General features: G+C 56.2%; 21 protein-coding genes. 8 read left to right on the top strand and 13 right to left on the bottom strand.

Annotation, left to right across the window (positions count from 1 at the left end):
- Nucleotides 1-312 precede the first annotated feature (312 nt).
- The 3 genes from ACIPF8_RS07850 to ACIPF8_RS07860 form a co-directional block, all read right to left on the bottom strand.
- Nucleotides 313-603, bottom strand: coding sequence for a hypothetical protein (locus tag ACIPF8_RS07850; protein ID WP_400419199.1), 291 nt, complete (start codon nucleotides 601-603; stop codon nucleotides 313-315).
- 312 nt (nucleotides 604-915) lie between these two features.
- Nucleotides 916-1,335, bottom strand: a complete 420-nt coding sequence (locus ACIPF8_RS07855; protein WP_400419202.1) for a surface-adhesin E family protein — start codon at nucleotides 1,333-1,335, stop codon at nucleotides 916-918.
- 161 nt (nucleotides 1,336-1,496) lie between these two features.
- Complete coding sequence (locus ACIPF8_RS07860; RefSeq protein WP_400419205.1) at nucleotides 1,497-1,787, bottom strand: PsiF family protein; 291 nt, start codon at nucleotides 1,785-1,787, stop codon at nucleotides 1,497-1,499.
- 397 nt (nucleotides 1,788-2,184) lie between these two features.
- Between ACIPF8_RS07860 and ACIPF8_RS07865 the strand changes: the two genes are divergently transcribed.
- The gene (locus tag ACIPF8_RS07865) at nucleotides 2,185-2,367 is read left to right on the top strand and encodes a hypothetical protein (protein ID WP_400419208.1); all 183 of its coding nucleotides are present in this window, start codon (nucleotides 2,185-2,187) and stop codon (nucleotides 2,365-2,367) included.
- Nucleotides 2,368-3,124: 757 nt separating this feature from the next.
- Here the strand turns inward: ACIPF8_RS07865 and ACIPF8_RS07870 are convergent.
- From ACIPF8_RS07870 to ACIPF8_RS07900, 7 genes are all read right to left on the bottom strand, one after another.
- Entirely contained in the window at nucleotides 3,125-3,400 is a 276-nt protein-coding gene (locus ACIPF8_RS07870; RefSeq protein ID WP_400419211.1) for a hypothetical protein, read from the bottom strand.
- A 107-nt stretch (nucleotides 3,401-3,507) separates the two neighbouring features.
- The gene (locus tag ACIPF8_RS07875; RefSeq protein WP_400419213.1) at nucleotides 3,508-4,515 is read right to left on the bottom strand and encodes a 2-dehydropantoate 2-reductase; all 1,008 of its coding nucleotides are present in this window, start codon (nucleotides 4,513-4,515) and stop codon (nucleotides 3,508-3,510) included.
- Between the two features lie 16 nt (nucleotides 4,516-4,531).
- Entirely contained in the window at nucleotides 4,532-4,987 is a 456-nt protein-coding gene (locus ACIPF8_RS07880) for a DUF962 domain-containing protein (protein ID WP_400419216.1), read from the bottom strand.
- A gap of 46 nt (nucleotides 4,988-5,033) precedes the next feature.
- Nucleotides 5,034-5,795, bottom strand: a complete 762-nt coding sequence (locus ACIPF8_RS07885) for a helix-turn-helix domain-containing protein (protein ID WP_400419218.1) — start codon at nucleotides 5,793-5,795, stop codon at nucleotides 5,034-5,036.
- Between the two features lie 61 nt (nucleotides 5,796-5,856).
- Nucleotides 5,857-6,804: a cupin-like domain-containing protein gene (locus ACIPF8_RS07890; RefSeq protein WP_400419220.1), complete on the bottom strand. Its 948-nt coding sequence runs from the start codon at nucleotides 6,802-6,804 to the stop codon at nucleotides 5,857-5,859.
- A 132-nt stretch (nucleotides 6,805-6,936) separates the two neighbouring features.
- Entirely contained in the window at nucleotides 6,937-8,160 is a 1,224-nt protein-coding gene (locus tag ACIPF8_RS07895; protein WP_400419223.1) for a hypothetical protein, read from the bottom strand.
- A 556-nt stretch (nucleotides 8,161-8,716) separates the two neighbouring features.
- Nucleotides 8,717-9,640, bottom strand: a complete 924-nt coding sequence (locus ACIPF8_RS07900) for a LysR family transcriptional regulator (protein WP_400419225.1) — start codon at nucleotides 9,638-9,640, stop codon at nucleotides 8,717-8,719.
- Between the two features lie 89 nt (nucleotides 9,641-9,729).
- On the opposite strand from ACIPF8_RS07900, the gene ACIPF8_RS07905 reads away from it, so the two are divergent.
- Nucleotides 9,730-10,800, top strand: coding sequence for a zinc-binding dehydrogenase (locus tag ACIPF8_RS07905; RefSeq protein ID WP_400419226.1), 1,071 nt, complete (start codon nucleotides 9,730-9,732; stop codon nucleotides 10,798-10,800).
- Between the two features lie 88 nt (nucleotides 10,801-10,888).
- On the opposite strand, the gene ACIPF8_RS07910 is transcribed toward ACIPF8_RS07905, so the two are convergent.
- On the bottom strand, nucleotides 10,889-11,281 hold the full coding sequence (locus ACIPF8_RS07910) for an SRPBCC domain-containing protein (protein WP_400419228.1): 393 nt from the start codon (nucleotides 11,279-11,281) through the stop codon (nucleotides 10,889-10,891).
- 143 nt (nucleotides 11,282-11,424) lie between these two features.
- Entirely contained in the window at nucleotides 11,425-11,664 is a 240-nt protein-coding gene (locus ACIPF8_RS07915) for a VF530 family DNA-binding protein (protein ID WP_400419231.1), read from the bottom strand.
- Nucleotides 11,665-11,844: 180 nt separating this feature from the next.
- Here ACIPF8_RS07915 and ACIPF8_RS07920 point away from each other — a divergent pair, with 180 nt between their 5' ends.
- Entirely contained in the window at nucleotides 11,845-12,210 is a 366-nt protein-coding gene (locus tag ACIPF8_RS07920; RefSeq protein WP_400419234.1) for a hypothetical protein, read from the top strand.
- 106 nt (nucleotides 12,211-12,316) lie between these two features.
- Here the strand turns inward: ACIPF8_RS07920 and ACIPF8_RS07925 are convergent, their stop codons facing one another.
- The gene (locus ACIPF8_RS07925; RefSeq protein WP_400419237.1) at nucleotides 12,317-13,705 is read right to left on the bottom strand and encodes an SGNH/GDSL hydrolase family protein; all 1,389 of its coding nucleotides are present in this window, start codon (nucleotides 13,703-13,705) and stop codon (nucleotides 12,317-12,319) included.
- Nucleotides 13,706-14,153: 448 nt separating this feature from the next.
- Here ACIPF8_RS07925 and ACIPF8_RS07930 point away from each other — a divergent pair, with 448 nt between their 5' ends.
- The 5 genes from ACIPF8_RS07930 to ACIPF8_RS07950 all read left to right on the top strand — a co-directional run bounded on the left by ACIPF8_RS07930 (nucleotide 14,154) and on the right by ACIPF8_RS07950 (nucleotide 19,156).
- Nucleotides 14,154-14,810, top strand: coding sequence for a response regulator (locus ACIPF8_RS07930; RefSeq protein WP_400419240.1), 657 nt, complete (start codon nucleotides 14,154-14,156; stop codon nucleotides 14,808-14,810).
- The gene (locus ACIPF8_RS07935) at nucleotides 14,807-16,111 is read left to right on the top strand and encodes an ATP-binding protein (RefSeq protein WP_400419243.1); all 1,305 of its coding nucleotides are present in this window, start codon (nucleotides 14,807-14,809) and stop codon (nucleotides 16,109-16,111) included. Before ACIPF8_RS07930 ends, ACIPF8_RS07935 begins: the two co-directional genes overlap by 4 nt.
- 182 nt (nucleotides 16,112-16,293) lie before the next feature.
- Nucleotides 16,294-17,778, top strand: a complete 1,485-nt coding sequence (locus ACIPF8_RS07940) for a DegQ family serine endoprotease (RefSeq protein WP_400419245.1) — start codon at nucleotides 16,294-16,296, stop codon at nucleotides 17,776-17,778.
- A gap of 46 nt (nucleotides 17,779-17,824) precedes the next feature.
- Nucleotides 17,825-18,118: a hypothetical protein gene (locus ACIPF8_RS07945; RefSeq protein WP_400419247.1), complete on the top strand. Its 294-nt coding sequence runs from the start codon at nucleotides 17,825-17,827 to the stop codon at nucleotides 18,116-18,118.
- A gap of 612 nt (nucleotides 18,119-18,730) precedes the next feature.
- A complete protein-coding gene (locus tag ACIPF8_RS07950; protein WP_400419250.1) occupies nucleotides 18,731-19,156 on the top strand; it encodes a YciI family protein in 426 nt (141 codons plus the stop codon).
- The last annotated feature ends 4 nt before the right edge of the window (nucleotides 19,157-19,160 follow it).

Below are 19,160 nucleotides of genomic sequence, written 5' to 3' on the forward strand. Positions count from 1 at the left end.
CTGTTGATTTTGGGCTAATTTGGGGAGTGGCTGATACAGGATTGATACGAGCGGACCGCAAAGTCAGTAATTACTTAAGGAATGTCCCCTTGAACTATGGCGAGGACTGGAACAGAAATGCGAAGAGTGCTTACTTCAAATCAAGCGCCCATAGCATTTCATATCAAACTCGATAGGTCGAAATAACGTACCCAACGACTTGGGCGTGAGTATAGCAAAGACTGCAAGAATGCTGGGACAGATTTCTGTTGCCCAAGCATACACGCTCGAACAAGGCCGTTGGGCATAGCAACTAACTACGACAAGTCGGCGCTATTGGCATTTCGCAAAAAACATCTTGGTCTGCGCGTCCTTGCGTTCCTTGCTGATCCATTCCTTGGTTTGCACCGGACTGAGTTGGCGCTCGTTATTGCCGCCGCGGGCAAGCCGCTCGTCATCCATTCGGTTGAGTTCATCGATGCGGTCTTGCAGTCGCCTGCACTCCTCGGATGCAGGAGGCTTTGCGTTATCCAGCGATACTCGCGGCGTCCCTTCCTGGGCCGATGCGGCGGAAATCATTGTTGCGGCCAATAGTGCGAATACGGCGATGTATTGTTTTTTCATGATCAAGTTTGTCTTCGAGTTTGCACAACTCTGGAGGATACAGGCGCAGCAGAATACGAGTGCTACAGATTCGCTACAGCAAAGGATTGGATATACAACCGGTGCGGGAATTTCGCACCTCGTTCCGCGTCGTGAATCACTATTGGTGACGGAAGCATACCTGAAAAGAGCAGACGACTTGACCGCGCCTACAGCAAGCATAACAGCTGCCCTGTCAAAGCCATTTCGGCGAGTTAGGGAGACTCGCCACTTCCCCGGCATTGCGGCACGCGGGCCGCAACGGTCCACGCATATTGCGATTTGATAGCTTGATTATTTGCCGGCGAGAGGAAACGCGCAGACGAAATTCATCATGACTTCGGCCACTGAGCCTGCTGCGGGCTTGGTGAATGGCGAGTTCTTCAGCGCATCGCTGTGGTCCAGCTTGGCGCCGGCGCCGTCGAGTTCGGCGTACAGCACTTCACCTGCCAGACGCAATGTCTTGGCCTTGCAGTTGTATAGCGTGAAATCTTGATATGAATGGAAAGTAGGGAATTTTGGATCGCCTTCGTTCTTGCGCGCATCCTTGAAATTCCACATTGACCAGGCTTCGCGGATACCCTTGTTTTCCTTGATCGATGCTTGATCCAGTTTGAGCTCGGATGTATCGCTGGATCCAACGGATTGCCAGTCGGCAGCTTGGGCTACGACGCAGGCCAGGCCGAGAGTCAGGGTGAGCGCTAATTTTTTCATCTGGTTTTCCTTAAAAATGCGTGCTTTGTTTCGACTCCGCATGATAAACATTAATTCCCGTACCAACACGGCAATTTGGTAACAAAATGAAAATCAAAAAAAAGCCCCGCATAAGCGAGGCTTTCTGCTTGCGACTGGATCGCCGCTTGTGAAGAAACGCTTTAGCCGTTCGACTTTGACAGGCATTGCTTCATAAACGCCTTGCGATCGTCGCCCTTCTTACCGGTAGCGTCAACATTGCACGACTTCATTTTTTCTTGTTGGCTCATCGGTGCGGCGGCGGCAGGCTTACTACTCAGACAACTTTTCATGAAAGCCTTGCGATCATCTCCGGTTTTACCAGTGGCATCCTTGTTGCACGATGCCATCTTACTTTGCTGCGCATTTTCCGCAAATGCTGGATTAAAAATAAAGCAGCAAGCGAGCAAGGCCAGGCCTGAGAGTTTTTTCATGGTTTTCTCCGTTTCGAACGCAGTGAAGTTACATCTAGCAAGAATGACGGTGGCGACACAATTGATCGCCGCGCCCGACTCCATATAGCCATGCTGTGGCTTGCTGCATTACAGCACGAAAATTGTCGGCTGCCAATATGTTAGCTATATGCTTATAAGGTTCTAGCATAAAAGCAGCACTTTAGCGATTGACGCGCCCCTGTTCATTCCCTCCAAATCTGGCGCGGCACACACAATCTGGTCATGCCTCCGGCGCATCGCAAACATCCCAAGAATGTCCTCCATCTGCTTGATATTCATAAATCATATGGCGAGTATCTAAAACCGAAATTGGCTTAGTTATTTGAGATTGCCTATACTGCACTGCAACAAAGACGACTAATTGAAAGGCAAAATCATGGCCAGTATCTCTCCTCCACTCCCGATGTCGACACGTTCGATGCAAGCGCAAGCACGTCCTGACAACTATTTCCACGCCACCGACAGCGCACTCAACGCGGGCCCAAGCTGGATCGAGAAAGTCCTGACCATCTGGACTTCTCCATACAAACGCCTGAGCGGCTCGTTCCTGCGCTTCTAATAGCGCACTTGCTACGCGAATCCACTAGCCCCGCCCATTGCGGGGCTTTTTATTGTGCGCGACAAATACAAGGTTGCGGTGTTCAAGCGAGTTACCCACAGAATTTGTGCGCAAGCCTGTTGATAACCGTTTAGCTGACAGGCTATCTACTTGATTCATATGGATTTTATTGCGCTGCTCACAACCGCGTATTCATGGCTGATCAGCATGGTTTACAGCAGATCTGGTCAGCTTTTACCCGGCAAGTTACCCACAAAAATTGTGAGCAAGCCTGTTGATAACCTTCTGACTGGCCAGCTATCTATTTGATTTATATCGATTTTTTTGCCATGCTCGCAACAATGCAGGGCCATTCTGCCGCGCCTCGAACTTCTCGGCAAAGAATCCAAAGATGCCGCCCCTGGCAAGTTACCCACAAAAATTGTGCGCAAGCCTGTTGATAACCTTTTAGCTGGCGGCTTATCTATTTGATTCGTATGGATTTTTTTGCTCTGCTCACAACAAGGCAGGAAACTTGTGCTGCATTGATCGGCGTCAGCGCAAAACCACGATGCAAGCCGTAGGGACAAAAAAAAGCCCGCTCACCTTGCGGTTGCGGGCTGAATCCAAACCTTAGGAGGTGTTGGAGGAGACAGGTGTAACTATATGGCGATGCAGCATGCTTGTCTGCTTTATTTAGCCAATAACAGATATTCTAAATTTATATATCAGTGCAATTACCATTGACGCCTTCAACACGCGTCAACAATGCCTATGATTATTTCGGCTTCTCGTCATGACCACGGCAAGCATCGGCGCGGGCTTTGTGCAGCGTGCCATCCTTACAACGCATGACGCTCTGGATACTACTTACCCGGTGGCTACCATCATAAAAAGACGCCGAATTACGGTCGTTGCGTGCATCGGGATGGCCTTCCAACGCGGCTCCGGGAGCTGGGCTTGGCGCCGGCTCATTTTGCGCATAGGCAAAAGAGCTGGTAGCCAGCAGGAGCGCCAGCGCGCTGAGCAGTTTTTTTCCTGGCAGTTTCTTCATATTCGGCCTTTCGTTTGAAAGTGGAAGAACGATGATGATCTGATGCAGATGACACTGTTTCGAGCCGCGCTAGCGCTTAACGTTCCGCATTCAGGTTAAATCTTTTGTCATGACCCGGCTTGCAGGGTCCGATAAAGCGCCTCGCCCGACAGCGGCCGTGGCGCCAATCCTTCGGCGCCGTGAATCAGTGCGGTAATGCGGCGATTGGCTGGTGCATCACGTCCGAATGACTCCGCGAGGCGAACAATCGCGCCATTCAAATAATCGACCTCAGTGCGTCGTCCGCCATGCAAGTCTTCCCACATCGACGAACGCGCCTCAGGGTCGATTTTCAGCATGGTGGCGGCCAGCCGCTTGAACAATGCGTCCGGCAGACGCAGCAATGTCGGCAGTAGTTGCGGCCTTACCCTGGCGATCTTGGCCGGCCGAATGCCGGCTTCACGCAGCAACAGCAACGCCTCCTCGATCAGCAACGCCAGACAGCGTCGGTATGCGCGCTGCGACAACTCCGCTTTAAGCGGCAAATCGGACAACGCATTCACCGAATTATTCAGGTTCAGCAACAGCTTGCCCCATTGTATGGATGGGAAATCCTGACTTTCCTGCAACGGCAAATGCGCAGCGCGAAACACTGTCGTCCAGGCGCGCAGTTCGGGACTGGCTTCGATCGCCAATTCGCCGCCGGTGGCGCGATGAAAACGGCTGCCCGCCATCTGCGCCACATTGAACGGCACCATGCCGCCCAATATCGTCCGGCCGGGCAGCGCCTGCCGCAAGGTATCGGCATTGCCGACGCCGTTCTGCAGGCTGATGATCAGCGCCGACGGCTTGGCGTGCGCGGCAATTTCTGTCGCTGCGGCAGGCGTATCTGCGCTCTTGACGGTGACCAGAATCAGGTCGGCATCGGCCAGTGCTGCAGCGCTTTCAGCATAGGGAACGTCAGCTGCCGCCAGTTGCATGCGGAGTCCCGCCAGATCGGTCAACAGCAAGCCTTCGCGGGCAATCTGCTGGCGCATCCGCGCGCGTCCGACCAGCACTGCCTCGGCGCCGGATGCCAGCAGCGATCCGCCGATATAAACACCGATCGATCCGGCGCCGAAGATGGCAATTTTCATTGCGGCGTGCGAACGATTAATAGGCAATGCTGAGGCGCCGGTACAGGAAGCCGAGTACAAACAGCGGGCCGATCAGCAGGAAACGCAGGTCGTCGAAAAACGATGGTTTCTTGCCTTCGATCTTGTGGCCGATGAACTGCCCGATCCATGCCAGCACGAACACCGTGATCGAGAGTGGCAATATCCACTGTGGCGGCAGCACATACAGCAGCGCAAGCATGAAACCGAACATCAGCAGCATCCCAATCGCCAGCGGCGCCGACAGCGAGAAGTAATACAGCAGCGACGCCAGCGCCGCCGCCACTGCCACCAGCGGATGAATCGTCCACAGCAAACCCAGCAAGGTAAAGACGATCACCGGCACGCAAATGAAATGGATGATTTCATTGACGGGATTGAGATGGCTCTCGGAATACTTGGCCAGCAAGGTATCGATGGCGCGCGCGGACAGGGACTGCGAATCGGTGTTCATGATGGTCTCCATTCTTTTAATATGAAACCATCTTAGACCAACATTTTCAGTCGCGCTTGAACGCAATCGCCATCTTTTGCAGCTCCGACGGCACCACGCCGAAGGTGTGGCGGAAGGTCCTGCTCATGTGCGCCAGGTCGGCAAACCCGGCGTGGTGGGCGGCATTGGTCATGTTGTCGCCACGCGCGACTGCTTCGACGCCATCCAGCAGGCGCGACCACAGCAGGTAGCGCGATAGCGACAAGCCGGTCTGCTGGCGAAACAGATGGGTAAAGCGGCTGGGCGAGAGATGCGCGTCTGCGGCTAGCGACGCGCCGCTAACCGCGGCGCCGGGATGATGATCGATCCACGCCAGCGCTTGGCTGATGCGCGGGTCGATCTGCTGTTGCGCGGCATCGCCCAGCGCTGCACAGGATAGCCAGTCCTGCATCGCCCGTTCTGCATCCTCAAGCTCCAAGCTGCCGTTCCTGCCATGACCTAGAGCGCTGCGAACCGAAGCAAAATCGGCGGCACGATCGAAGCTCGCCAGCAGCACACTGGGCATGCTCTGCGAGCGTTGTGGCAACTCAATGAATAGATGTGCGAGCAGTGTCGCGTCGCACTGGATCTGGTGCGGCTGGTTGGAAGCGAAGACGGCTGCGCGTGTGGTGGTCCATGGCTGGTCCGGCGCCAGGCGCGCCTGGAATGGCGCATCCAGCCCCCAGGTCAGTTGCGTCGCAAAATGCGCATGGAATTTTGAATCGATGCCGGGACCGACCACCAGTGCGCGGCCGCGCCAGAGAAACAGATGAGAGCGTTGTGAATTCATCAATTCCCTACTTTGCCTACGCTTGAAAAAATTCGCGGCGCGGACCGTTCCGCCAACGCCGTCAGTATTTGTGGCAGGTGCAATTGCCCCAGCGGTACAGATGCATTTTGTGGAAAACGTTCTTCAGCTCATTTGGCACACCACCGAACAGTACTTCCGGCGCCGTCAGGCCAAACACGCCGAGACTGATCGACGGCTCCAGCGATACCACAGCGTGCCAGGTGCGCTTGGGAATGAACAGCGCATCGCCGGGTTCGACTCGTGCGTACAGCCCCTGCGTTTTTTCAAATTCGCGCAACTGCTCCGGCTGCTGATCGAGGCGCGAAATATTGATGTCGCTCAGGATCGCGCCCCAGTCGTACTTCTGGGAGATGCACATGTGCGGCGTTTGCTCGGGTGGAAACAGGATGAATTCCTTGGTGCCGCGGACCTGGCAGAACCAGTTGTGCGGGAAGTCGTAATGCAGGCCGGTTACCGTGTGGGCCGGCCCCATGAACACGTACTCCCAGGTCCAGCGCCAGCCAGGCCACAATTCCTTGATCGAGAAATCGTTGCGCAACGCCGGAAACTCGTCGAGGATATTCCATTGCGCCAGATACATGCGATCCGGCTGGAACGATTGCATGTATGACCAATCAAGGAAAAACTGTTCACCCGCAGCCAACTGATGGCGACGCTGATTCGACAGCAAGCCGATATCGTCCGCCAGAGGCTGCCGTGCGATCGCCGCCAGTTCCTGCAGATACGGACCGACCGGCATCACCGGTCGATGCCGGGTCTGCCCCTGCTCGACCAGGCCGTTCTGGAATTTCACTTTCGGCTCGCTGCCATCCTTGTAGCGCAACGCGGCCATCTGCTCAAACGACCAACCCTGCTGCGCCGGCCAGTTGCGCAGCGCGCCCTTCACCAGCAAAGGCCGGGTGCGCTCGCCGAAACCACCGTCGCGCTTGAGTTGCTCGGCGTCGATCTGGTCGACTAACTGGAAGGAAGGGCCGCGAATCGAAGTCATAGATAGGCAAGAAATCTGGTGGGAACGGCGCGGCACGCTGGCCGCAAACCGACAGGAAAGCCAGTATATTAGCAGGATGCGCCGGGAAATTTCGGCGCCCTGCCTTTCCTCGCCGGCGCCGTTATCCAACCATCAGAAATTGCGGATATCGTCCTGGATCATGCGAATCCGATTGTCGCTGCCGAGGCGATTGATCAATTGCGCCTGCACGCTTTGCCATAGCTGATTGCGGTCCATCAAATAGCCTTCGGTGCGATAGCCATACCTGCCGTTCCTCGGCACATCGCCGAAATAGCTGATCGTGGTGCGGCGGCTTTCGGCGCCTTCGTTGTAGCGCAGATCCAGGTTCGGCACGCGCGTCACCGACAGGTCGAGCACGATCTGGAATGAGTTTTCTTCGACCACCACCCTGCGGTTGAAACGGTAGGTCTTGGTCGACGTGCTGCCGTCCGGATTTTTCGTATCGACATTCTCGCTCAGCGCTTCGACGTACTCGCGGGCGCGTGGCGGATAGTAGACATAGGAGGTGTTGATATACATGCCGAGGTCGGCATTGCCGCCGCCTTGATACTGGAAGCGGGTGAAGCCGAGATTGAACAGGCCCATCACGCTGCGGGTGATGTCGCCGTCGGGATCGTTGCTGCTGACCTGCAGCACCACAGTGCCGAGTGCGCGATATTTGTCGGAAAGCGCCTGCGCATCCTTGTAGGGACCGTGTTCCTGATAGACGTTGTAGGCATTGTAGAAAGCCTGGCCGGCATCGCGATATATCGAGCGCCGGCGCTGCGGATTATTCGCCGCCAGTTCCGTGCCCTGCTTGTAATAGGCCGCTGCATCCAGGCTGTCGGCCGCGTAGCGGTGTTTGTCGGCCTGTTTGCGGGCGTCCTTGTAGTCGCCGTAGGGCTGGTAGATATCGGCCGCAGCGGCAAAACTGATCGCCGCCTGGCGTTCGTCCTTGTAGGCCGCTGCCGCGCTGGCCTTCTGGTAATACTCGGAGGCCAGCGTGTCGCGCAAGGTGGCGTCCGTGTAACGCAACGGCAGATCGGTGTACTTGGGGTAGTAGCTCCGCGCCGCGAGCGCGGTGCGAATATCCAGCAACGCCAGGTAGGCGCCTATCTTGCGATCGTAGTCGCGCTCGCCGGCGCCCTGAATCGTCGCTTCGTAGCTGGCCACAATGACGCGCAGGCGTTCGCGGATGCCATTTCTTTCATCGCTGTCGTCGTAGTCCGGCTTCTTGTATTTGTCATCAAGATAGGTAAGCGTCGACTTGACGCTGGCGACGTAATCGCCCTTCTCAAACTGCGAAATCGAAGTGGACAAAGAGGCGCAGCCGGCCAGCAGGAGCATGCACCCCATGAGCATTAGTGTGGATGCAGCTGTTTTGATTTTTTGCATTATTCTTCCCTGTGGCGGCTGATGGCCGCTGCCCCGCTGTCGCGCTATCTTGCTGTCGCAGCGATGTTTTCAAATGTCGAGCGGGCACAATTTTAACCTTGCCATTTTCTTTGTATATTTTTATTTACAGAAAGAAAACGAATGCCCGGCTTCGAGCATGTGGGAAAAATGCGTCTTTAGTTGGCATGGCGACCTCATCGACGCCGGCGTCGGCCATAAAAAAGCCGCGCTCTCATGGAAGAATCGCGGCGAACCGGTGCCGGGGAGCACTGGAGGGAGATCAAAAAAAGCCCACCACCTTGCGGCAGCGGGCTAAATATCAACATAGGAGAGGATAGGCTCCGATAGACGGTTTTCATTCTATTGAGAATTGACAGTAGCCACACCTGTCAGTTTTGACAGGTGAACAGAGATAAAAGTGCAGAAAAATATGCATATGACAATATTATGTCGGTAAATTGCAGCAAATCTGCCAAATCACTTCTCAATGATGATTGTTGCTGGAATTTGCTGGGAACTATCCGATTGCTGTTCCGGCATCCACCGCCGCTATCGTGTCGCGCAACCAACGCAAACCAGGATCACCCTGGTTACGCGGATGCCAGGCGGCAAACAGCGAAAAACCGCGGGCCTGGAACGGTAATGCGAACGCATCCAGCCGATCCTGGTAGCGTTGCACCAGGCGGCTCGGCAGCGTCGCCACATAATCGCTATTGCACAGCAGATCCGGCACCAGCGTGAAATTCTGCACTGACAGCATGACATCGCGCCGACGGCCAATCTGCTCCAGGTGCTCGTCCATGAAACCGTGAAAACTGCCGCCGCTGGTTGAAACCAGCACGTGCTTGAGCGCGCAATACTGTTCCAGGTCCAGCTCGCCCAGGCCGCGCGGATGCCCTTTGCGCTGCGCCATCACAAAGTGCTCGTCCATCAATTTCCGAGCTTTCATAGACGACGGCACCATCCGTTCCGATCCGATCAGCAGATCGATTTCTGCCCGCTCCAACTGTGTCGCGACCTGGCGCTGGTCGGCATTGACGAAAGCGATCCGGATGCCCGCGCCGGCCAACGATGGCAATTGCTCCATCAATCGCAAGCCGAGCACCGCGGTCGCATTATCGTTGGCGGCGATGATAAAACGCCGGTTGTCACGATGTGGATCGAATGCAGGACGTTGCCTGACCACGTTCTCCAGGTCGCGCAGTGCTGCACGCAAGGGCTCTACCAGCGCCAGTGCGTGCGCACTCGGCGTCATGCCGCGCCCGCCGTCGGCCGGTATCAGTAAAGGATCGTCGAATATTTTGCGCAGGCGCGCCAGTTGCGTCGACACCGCTGGCTGGGTCAGATGCAGACGCGTTGCCGCTTTGGTCACGTTGCATTCCTCCAGCAGCGCATCCAGCGACACCAAAAGATTGAGATCGACGCCACGTAGATCAATCATATTGATACGTCTCATATTATTAATTAATTTCAAATATACGTTGCTGCACCGTAAAGTTCAAGCATCGACACCGCAACCAGGAGATGAGCATGAAAGCATGGATGTTTAATCAGGCAGAACTTTCGTTGACATTGCAGGACCTTGCACAACCCGCGCTGCGCCCCGGCGCCGCGCTAATACGGATGGAAGCAGCGCCGCTGTTGAGCTACACCGGCGATTACCTGCAAGGCAAACTGCCCTATGCCTATCCGCCGGGCCCTTTTACCCCGGGCACCAATGGCATAGGCCGCATCGTCGCGGTAGGCGACGGCGTGCAGCATTTCCGCCCAGGACAGCGGGTAGCACTCAATCCCTACTGGATTGCCGATGAAGCGGTGCAGGAACCGGCGCAAATCCTGATCGGCCTGACCGGTATCAGCCATGACAGCGGCGGCATGCTGGCGGCATTCCCGCACGGTACATTGCGTGAAGTCGTCGACATGCCTGCTTCGACGCTGCTGCCATTGGAGGGGCTTGATCATCTGCCCGCCGAGCGCCTGGCGGTACTGGCTAAATTTGTGGTGCCGTTCGGCGGCTTGCGCCGTGGCCGGCTGGCTGCCGGCGAAACCGTGGCCATCAACGGCGCCGGCGGCTATTTCGGCTCGGCAGCAGCGATCGCCGCGCTGGCCATGGGCGCCAGCAAGGTGCTGGCGATTGGACGCCGAGCTGCATCATTGCAACGCCTGGTGGAAATCGGCCAGGGACGCGTGCTGCCGATCGTGTTATCCGGCGACGTCGTGGCGGACGCTGCTGCAATTCGGGAAGCGGCCGCCGGCGGGGTCGACCTGGCGTTCGACATGGTCGGCCAGGCAGTTGACGCGGACAGCACGCTGGCCGTATTGAACAGCTTGCGGCGCCGTGGCCGCCTGGTGCTGATGGGCAGCATGCAAGTACCGCTGCCGGTGCCGTATGGCGCCATGCTGCTCAATAGCTGGGAGTTGATTGGGCATTTCATGTACACCCCGGAAGACTACCTGGCGCTGCTGTCGCTGGTCAGGAGCGGCCTGTTATCGCTGGATACGGTGGACGTGAAGACCTTCGAGTTTTCTGCGCTGAAAACAGCAGTCGATCATGCGGCGCAGATGGCGGGATTGCAATCGACGGTTGTGCTGTTTGAATAGTAAGGAGAAAGATCCTTGCGGCGTGAACCGACGCCGCAAGCTTCAATTCAACTAAGGCCTGGCGGCAAAGCCTAGGAAAGATAGGCGATTAATTTGCCAAAAATTCCCGCCACGGCTCGAAGTATTTTTCGCGCCAGCCGATCTTGACGTTTTCGTAGTCCTGGTCGGGCACATCAAGATGCACCAGGTCGATGCGCCCTTGCTCGCCCTGCGGATGAAATGACAGGATCAGGATCGAGTCAGGATCTTCCTCCGCAAATTCGCTCGAACGCCAGGTCTGCACGATCAATCGCGGCTTGACCACTTGCAGCATGACCCCGCTCAGCGCGCCGTCGAAAGCCTCGAACTCGGCTCCGGCTTCCGCTGCGATCATCACCGGCTGGCCAGTGATGGCCTGATGCATTACCGGATCAACGTACATGTCGAACAGGGCTTCGGCTGAGGCTTTCAAGACTACCGTCTTGTAAATGACATTGCGCATGGCGATTCTTCCTTCGGTGCTATTGAGACAGCTATCCGGATTACTCAAACGCCACGGCAACCAGCCTGCTTCGTTCAACAATGGCGCGATCAGACAATACTTGAACTACTTGCGACAAAACTCTACCTGAATTCTACAAAAATTTATTTAAGCGCTCGTCGCATGCCGACATACAAAGCCTCGACCTTCTCGCGCGCCCATGGCGTCTTGCGCAGGAAAGTCAGGCTCGACTTGATACTGGGATCACTCTTGAAGCAGCGGATATCGATGCGCTGCGCCAGGCCATCCCAACCGAAATGCTCCACCAGTTCCGTCAGCATGACCTCCAGAGTAACGCCGTGCAGGTGGTGATGTGTGTTTTGTGTCATGTGATTCTCGCTCATTTCTCACTCATTTCTCGCTCAACATTCAGGATGTCATTTTACGGCCAGCTCGGCACTTGCGAGCATCGGCCTGCGCAAACGATGGCAACTTAAGCAAATAATTAGGGCCTTGAATTACAGATTTTCCAAATGTTGTCGTTAACTGGGTGGTAGTTAAACCGTTATTGTCAAAGGAAAATCATGATTTCAAGAACTTCGTCAGTACAGGGATCCGGTCAATCGGCCGCCAGTATCGCGTCGCAAATCGCCGCCCTGCAGAAACAACTTGCCGGTTTGCAAAAGCAACTAACCACAACGTTAAAGAACGCGGCCGCGGATGCCGATCCGGAGGCAACCGACATGCGCGTAAAAATGCTGCAGTTGCAGATCACTTCGATTGAGGCGCAAATCACGCGTTTGACCCAGATGGCAGCGGCGCCGACAGTCGATGATTCCGCGCTAAAACTGCAAGATGCAAAACAAAATTCGACATCCTCTGCATCGACAGAAGAACAAAAAAAACAATCCACGCTGTCGTCGGGCGGCAACGTGGATCTGTATATCTGAAGCAGCGAATTTCGCTGGCACTACAAGCTTGCGGTCGGGCCGCTTCCAGAGCGATTACCCCGACCGCCGGCCGCTACTCGGCCGCTACTCGCCCACTACTCGGCCGTTATTTGGCAGCCACACCAGCCTTGCTGGCAGGCGTACTCAGATTGCCGAAGCTACTACCGACAAAGGCCGTCACCGCATTAGCCAACAGCTTGTGCGTATGCGTGGTCGGATGCAGCGTATCCCAGAAAACGAAGGTGTCGGGATTGCTGCACTGGGAACGCGCTGTCTGCGTTTGCAGATAGTTGGTGCTGGAATCGGTATTGATGTTCAGGCAGGACTGCGTGGTGTTGCTGACCTGATACTTGGCTGGATTATTCAACACATCGTTGAACAACGAATAGGTATCGAACAACTGGATATTCAAGCTGCTGCCGTATTGCGCCTGCAGTGAAGCCACCAGCGCAACCAGGCGGTTGTTCAGGTCAGTTACCTGCGCCGCTACCGCCGCGCCGTTGGTCTTGATGGTAAACACCGGCGCCTTCGAAACGTCCGGCAGCTTGAGCAGCAGGATGTTGCGAGCGCCCGACTGGATCAGGTTTTGCAGGGCCTGGGTTTCGCCGCTGATGACCTGGTCGACCGTGCTGTTGTAATTGACCAGATCATTGCCGCCGATCAGCAGTGTAAACAGGGTGTTCTGCGGCTGGTAATTCTGCGCCTTCTGCATGTACGTCGTGTACGACTGCACCTGCTGGATCACACCTGGAATCACCAGATCCTGGGTAGTCACGCCCGCGCCGCCGATGGCCCAGTTGTACAACGGCAGTTGCAGATTGCCGGCCAGGTATTCCACCCAGTTATTACCGTTGCTGAAATGTCCGACGAACCAGCTATTGGAGTTCGGCAGGGTCCAGTTCGAGGCGTTGTAGATATTTTGATTATCAGACAGGCTGTCGCCAAAGGCGACGATCTTGTTGATGCCGTTCTGGGCGACGCTGTCGGTGGTCCAGACCGTGTAATTGAACGACAACGCATTGTCGGCTGCGGCGACCATCGCCACCGGCTGGCTGATGCCTTTCGCGGTGAGCGTGCTCTGGCAAACCGATTGCAATGTGTTTTGGGTGACGTCGCTATAGAACATGTTTTGCCAGTTCAGCAGACCGCCTGCCCACCAGTAGCCGTTGATACGGTAGTAATCGCCGCTGGACGGATCCAGTCCCCACACATAGGTAGTGGTGGGCTTGGTCGGATTGCTACCGGTGCGATAGAAACAGCGCAAATACGTGTAAGTACTGGTGCTGGCCGTGCTGGCAACAGCCTCCGTACGCAAGCTGGTAGCGCCAGTTTTTTTAGCCGACTGCGTAGATTGCTGTTTGAGCAACTGCTCCTTGGACAGCGGGCCGGATGAAGACAGTTGATGAGTGAAACGGGCATCGGGTTTTACATCAGGAGACACTTGTGCCAAAGCCATGCTGGAACACAGGGTACAAAGTACGAAGAGTGTTTTCATTGCTGGTTTCCTTGTTGTAGTTAGTGCGAAAGGCAAGTTGGACGACAGGAATGGGCCGGCAGCAAGACAACGGGATCAACTGCCGACGAATAAAAAAAAGCGGCATCGACAAATCCGCAACGTCACATCTTTAAATGACAAAACGTTATCGTTGATGCCCACCGAGATATTGCCACACAGAAATTACTTGATGGTTACGTAAAACCACTAAAGATGTTTTCCTCTAATTCCAGCCCGCTACTTACCCACAGAAAATGTGGACAGTCCTGTTGATAACTACCCAACGTTGTTCCTATGCGATTGATTTATATGGATTTTTTCTCACTGCTCACAGTCGTTGCGGTGAGTCGGCGGAGCAGGATGTGGATTTGTTTAAGAATCGCTTAATGCAATAAGGCTAAACTGAAGCCTTTCCGGCATCTTGCCGATTGCCTAAGGAGCTGGGCTCATGCGTTTGTTGCTGGTGGAAGACGATCCGATGGTGGGCGAAGCGGTCCGCAAGGGACTGCGGCAGGACGGCTTTGTCATTGACTGGGTGCAGGATGGCATCGCTGCGCAAAGTGCGGCCGCCCAGGAAGACTACCAATTGATATTGCTCGATCTCGGCTTGCCGAAAAAGAGCGGCCTTGAAGTGCTCAAGGCCCTGCGCGGCAGCGGCAACCAGATTCCGGTACTGATCCTGACTGCGCGCGATGCGGTGTCCGACCGCGTCGCCGGCCTCGATGCCGGCGCCGACGACTACCTGGTCAAACCCTTCGACCTGGAAGAACTGGCAGCGCGCATCCGTGCCCTGCTACGTCGCCAGTCGGGACGCGCCGAGCCGTTGATCGCACTTGGCGATCTGACTCTCAATCCGGCTACCCATGAAGTCTTGCTGCAAGGACGGCAGGTGAACCTGTCGGCCCGCGAATATGCATTACTGTGCGCGTTTCTTGATCGCCCCGGCGCCGTATTGTCGCGCGCCCAGCTGGAAGAAAAAATGTACGGCTGGGACGACAGCATCGAAAGCAATGCGATCGAAGTGTACATCCACGCCTTGCGCAAAAAGCTGGGCAGCGACTTCATCAAGAACGTCCGCGGCATCGGCTATATGGTGGCCAAATGACGTCGATACGCCGCGGTTTACTGTCTTGGCTGGCGGTCGGCCTTGGCGGCGCCATCCTGCTCGCCGGGGTTGCGCTGTACTACCAGGCACGCGGCGAAGCCAACGAACTGTTCGACTACCAGATGAAACAGATCGCCGCGTCGCTGCCGCGCCAGGCGTTTGCGCTGGTTGATCCGGGCGCCGACAGCGGACCGGAACTGGACGACGACATCATGATCCAGATCTGGGACAACACCGGCGTCGTGCTGTACCACTCGCACGGCCAGGCCAGCTTGCCGTTGCAGGCTGAACTGGGCTTCACCAACGTCCGCCAAAGCAACGGCGTGTGGCGCGTCTACAGCGCGCAACTCGGCAATACCGTGGTGCAGATCGCGCAACCGCAAAGCGCGCGCAACCAGATTGCCGCGCAAATGGCGGTCAAGACCGTCACGCCGTTGCTGTTGCTGTTTCCGTTGCTGGGCATCTTGATCTGGATCGCAGTCGGCCGCGGGCTGGCGCCGATCAAGCGTGCGGCGGCAGAAGTGCAGGCGCGCGACATGCATGCCCTGTCGCCGATACCGGATACCAAACTGCCGCAGGAAATCCGGCCGCTGACGCAGGCACTGAATGACTTGCTGGGCCGGCTCGGACAATCGATCAATGCGCAACGCGCGTTCGTCGCCGATGCCGCGCATGAATTGCGCACGCCGCTCACCGCGCTGCGCTTGCAGGTGCAGCTTGCGGAGCGCGCCGACAATGACATCGAACGCCAGGCTGCGTTTGGCGACTTGAAGAACGGCCTGGAGCGCGCCACCCACTTGCTGCAGCAATTGCTGACGCTGGCGCGCCAGGAGCCGGGCGCTTTCGAACAGGCCCATGCCGAACTCGACCTGAATGCGCTGCTGCATGGCGTGATCGGCGACTTCGCCCTCGCTGCGGACGCTCATCAAATCGACCTCGGCATCAGCAAGGAAATACCGGCTACCGTGGTCGGCAATGCCGACGCCTTGCGCATCCTGTTCAACAACCTGATCGACAATGCATTGCGCCACAGCCCGGCCGGCAGCAGCATCGATATTGCCGTCGCATCGGAGGAAAGCGGCGTCACCGTGTCCGTGGAAGATCACGGCTCTGGTATTCCGGAGGCGGAATTGCAACGCGTGTTCGACCGCTTTTATCGTGCCGCCGGCAGCCAGTCGCAAACACCCGGCAGCGGCCTGGGGCTGGCCATCGTCAAGCAGATTGCCGACGCACACGGCGCCGCTGTCACGCTGCGCAACACCGGCCACGGCCTGCTTGCCAGCGTACATTTTACAAAGTGATCGCGGGCCGACACTGAAAAAATTATCTGCAGTTCTTTAAGTCTGTTTTAATTTTTAATATTTATGCTGTGTGCTATCGAGTCGTTTCAATCTCTGATTTGAAGCTCTGATTTTCAGCTTCGTTCGGATGCTGAAACGGATTGGAAACGACATCGGTTCATCCATCTGCAAAGGAGCACAGCATGAATCGTCTGAATTTTACCCGTAGCACCATTGCCGTCGCCGTACTGGTTGTCGCCGGTGGCGCTTACCTGCATTCCAAGGGCGGAGAAATCGGCATCCCCGACGCCAATGCAGCGACGCAGGTTGCCAATGTAGCGCCGGTTCCGAATGCCGCGCCGGCGGTGGCAGTAGCCACCGATTTTTCCGGCATCGTCGATCGCTTCGGACCAGCCGTGGTCAACATCAGCGTCACCAGTAAACCGAAGCAGAGCGCAGTCTCCGACCAGGATGACGACTCCGCCGACCTCGATCCGAACGACCCATTCTCGCAATTTTTCAAGCGCTTCGGCCCGCAGTTGCAGATCCCGCGCCATCCGCAAATCATGCGCGGTGAAGGCTCTGGCTTCATCATCAGCCCGGATGGTTTGATACTCACCAACGCCCATGTTGTCGATGGCGCGCAGGAAGTCACCGTCAAGCTGACCGACCGCCGCGAATTCAGGGCCAAGGTGCTCGGCTCCGACAAGCAAAGCGACATCGCGGTGATCCGCATCGACGCCAAGAATCTGCCAACGGTACAGATCGGCAATCCTACTCTGACCAAGGTCGGTGAACCGGTATTGGCGATCGGCTCGCCATACGGCTTTGAAAATACGGCCACCGCCGGCATCGTCAGCGCCAAATCGCGCTCGCTGCCGGACGACACTTACGTGCCTTTCATCCAGACCGACGTTGCCGTCAATCCCGGCAATTCAGGTGGCCCGCTGTTCAACATCCGCGGTGAAGTGATCGGCATCAATTCGCAGATCTACAGCCAGACCGGCGGTTATCAGGGCTTGTCGTTTGCCATTCCGATCGACGTCGCCACCAAGGTCGAGCAGCAGTTGGTGAAGAGCGGCAAGGTAACCCGCAGTCATCTCGGCGTCAGCGTGCAGGAAGTTAATCAGTCGCTGGCTGAATCGTTCGGCTTGAAGAGCCCCACCGGCGCGCTGGTCAGTTCGGTCGACAAAGGCAGCCCAGCGGACAAGGGCGGCATGCAGACCGGCGACGTGATCCTGCGTTTCAACGGCCAATCGATCAATCACTCGGCCGATCTGCCAAGCCTGGTGGCCGACACCGCGCCCGGCACGTCGAGCAAGATCGACGTGATCCGCAACGGCCAGGAAAAGACGCTGGTCGTCAAACTGACCGAAGCAGAACCTGCCAAGTTGGCCCGCAACGACAACGGCGCCGGTTCGCAAGGCAGGCTGGGACTGGCGCTGCGCGAACTCAGCCCGAATGAGCAGCAACAGATCGGCACCCGTGGCGGCCTGGTGGTGGAAGATGCCTCCGGACCGTCCGCAGTGGCAGGCATCCAGCGCGGCGACGTGATATTGTCGCTCAACGGCACCCCCGTCAGCAGCGTCGAGCAGTTGCGCCAACTGGTGGGTAAAGCCGGCAAGAATGTGGCGCTGCTGGTGCAACGCGACAAGGACAAGATCTTTGTACCGCTGACCCTGGGCTGACTGATTGATCGAAAGACGGCAGGGTGACAGAGAAGGAAAGCAACTCATGAAATTCAATAATCTGTCGCAACACATCCTGCCGTCCTCGGCCACGATGATCGGCGTCTGCATCACCGCACTGTCGATCATCAAGCTTGCAAGATTCAGCGGGCTGGCAATCTGGCTCGGTCACCTGCTGGCCCTCAACAGCCTGGTATTCCTGACCAGCGGCATGCTTTCCTATGCGGCAATGCGCTCCATGCAAAGTACTCGCCTGGAGCAATATGCCGACATTGCCTTCATCTTCGGACTGACCCTGCTCAGCCTGTCGACCGTATTCATGGCCGTCGTAATTGAATGACCGCTCCCGGATTGAACTCTCAATCCGGTCAAAGTTACCCACAGAATCTGTGGATAGTCCTGTTGATAACCTCATTGCGACTTTGTTATGTGCTTGATCTATATGGTTTTTTCATAACTGCACATTGTTGACGCTAGGTTAATCGTCAATGCCTACAATTTGGGCAATATCGGCTTTGAATGTTTGCTCCGGGAATGCCTTCCTGATGCACCGGCACGTTGCCGCGCAATCGCCATCCAATTGTTTGAGCGTACGCTCACTTCCATTGCACGCAGCCCGGACACACGCCCGGCCAGGCTACATCATCACGACTCAATCGAACTTCCTCCCGCTGCAGCACAATTTGAATTGCAATCCATTTTGAGCATGCCTAATCTGTAATACTCACACAGCCCGATGGACCGGCGCCGACACATCAGCTCCCCCGCACTTCCGTAGATCAGATGGTTTTGTTTTTGACAATAAAAAGCAGGCTAGAAAAAATATTTGTGAAAAAATGTCGGCCACATGTCGATTCGACGATGACCGATTCGACTGACAAGTAAGGCCGGATTTATCAGCCGCACTAAAGCGGCACCGGCTCGCCACCTCAAACCAAATGGAGATTTAAAGATGCGATTCATGATCATACGCAAGGCCGACCAGGCAACCGAAGCGGGCGTGCTGCCCAGTGGCGAATTGCTTGCTGCAATGATTAAGTACAACGAAGAAATGATACAAGCCGGCGTCATGCAGGCCGGCGAAGGACTGCAACCTAGTTCCAAGGGAGCGCGCATCAAATTCACAGGCGGCAAACCCACTGTCACCGACGGCCCGTTTGCCGAAACCAAAGAGTTGATCGCCGGCTTCACGATGATCCAGGTGAAATCGAGGGAAGAAGCGATTGCCTGGGTCAAACGCTGGCCTGCCCTCGACGCCGACGGTGGTGTCGAACTTGAGCTGCGCCAGGTATTCGAAGCGGAAGATTTCGGCGATGCGCTCACCCCCGAGCTCAGAGAAACAGAGGAACGCTTGCGCGCTGCGAGTGCAAAACTATAAACGC

This window comes from Collimonas sp. NPDC087041, assembly GCF_044745265.1.
Taxonomy (GTDB): Bacteria; Pseudomonadota; Gammaproteobacteria; order Burkholderiales; family Burkholderiaceae_D; genus Collimonas.

Excerpts from the sequence above, each read along its gene's own strand:
- ACIPF8_RS07920 (WP_400419234.1), top strand. The coding sequence starts at position 11,845 with ATGATTTCAAGAACTTCGTCAGTACAGGGATCCGGTCAATCGGCCGCC.
- ACIPF8_RS07880 (WP_400419216.1), bottom strand. The coding sequence starts at position 4,987 with ATGAACACCGATTCGCAGTCCCTGTCCGCGCGCGCCATCGATACCTTG.
- ACIPF8_RS07935 (WP_400419243.1), top strand. The coding sequence starts at position 14,807 with ATGACGTCGATACGCCGCGGTTTACTGTCTTGGCTGGCGGTCGGCCTT.
- ACIPF8_RS07915 (WP_400419231.1), bottom strand. The coding sequence starts at position 11,664 with ATGAGCGAGAATCACATGACACAAAACACACATCACCACCTGCACGGC.
- ACIPF8_RS07945 (WP_400419247.1), top strand. The coding sequence starts at position 17,825 with ATGAAATTCAATAATCTGTCGCAACACATCCTGCCGTCCTCGGCCACG.
- ACIPF8_RS07855 (WP_400419202.1), bottom strand. The coding sequence starts at position 1,335 with ATGAAAAAATTAGCGCTCACCCTGACTCTCGGCCTGGCCTGCGTCGTA.
- ACIPF8_RS07865 (WP_400419208.1), top strand. The coding sequence starts at position 2,185 with ATGGCCAGTATCTCTCCTCCACTCCCGATGTCGACACGTTCGATGCAA.
- ACIPF8_RS07850 (WP_400419199.1), bottom strand. The coding sequence starts at position 603 with ATGAAAAAACAATACATCGCCGTATTCGCACTATTGGCCGCAACAATG.
- ACIPF8_RS07925 (WP_400419237.1), bottom strand. The coding sequence starts at position 13,705 with ATGAAAACACTCTTCGTACTTTGTACCCTGTGTTCCAGCATGGCTTTG.
- ACIPF8_RS07930 (WP_400419240.1), top strand. The coding sequence starts at position 14,154 with ATGCGTTTGTTGCTGGTGGAAGACGATCCGATGGTGGGCGAAGCGGTC.
- ACIPF8_RS07910 (WP_400419228.1), bottom strand. The coding sequence starts at position 11,281 with ATGCGCAATGTCATTTACAAGACGGTAGTCTTGAAAGCCTCAGCCGAA.
- ACIPF8_RS07900 (WP_400419225.1), bottom strand. The coding sequence starts at position 9,640 with ATGATTGATCTACGTGGCGTCGATCTCAATCTTTTGGTGTCGCTGGAT.
- ACIPF8_RS07890 (WP_400419220.1), bottom strand. The coding sequence starts at position 6,804 with ATGACTTCGATTCGCGGCCCTTCCTTCCAGTTAGTCGACCAGATCGAC.
- ACIPF8_RS07875 (WP_400419213.1), bottom strand. The coding sequence starts at position 4,515 with ATGAAAATTGCCATCTTCGGCGCCGGATCGATCGGTGTTTATATCGGC.
- ACIPF8_RS07905 (WP_400419226.1), top strand. The coding sequence starts at position 9,730 with ATGAAAGCATGGATGTTTAATCAGGCAGAACTTTCGTTGACATTGCAG.
- ACIPF8_RS07870 (WP_400419211.1), bottom strand. The coding sequence starts at position 3,400 with ATGAAGAAACTGCCAGGAAAAAAACTGCTCAGCGCGCTGGCGCTCCTG.
- ACIPF8_RS07860 (WP_400419205.1), bottom strand. The coding sequence starts at position 1,787 with ATGAAAAAACTCTCAGGCCTGGCCTTGCTCGCTTGCTGCTTTATTTTT.
- ACIPF8_RS07950 (WP_400419250.1), top strand. The coding sequence starts at position 18,731 with ATGCGATTCATGATCATACGCAAGGCCGACCAGGCAACCGAAGCGGGC.
- ACIPF8_RS07895 (WP_400419223.1), bottom strand. The coding sequence starts at position 8,160 with ATGGGGTGCATGCTCCTGCTGGCCGGCTGCGCCTCTTTGTCCACTTCG.
- ACIPF8_RS07940 (WP_400419245.1), top strand. The coding sequence starts at position 16,294 with ATGAATCGTCTGAATTTTACCCGTAGCACCATTGCCGTCGCCGTACTG.
- ACIPF8_RS07885 (WP_400419218.1), bottom strand. The coding sequence starts at position 5,795 with ATGAATTCACAACGCTCTCATCTGTTTCTCTGGCGCGGCCGCGCACTG.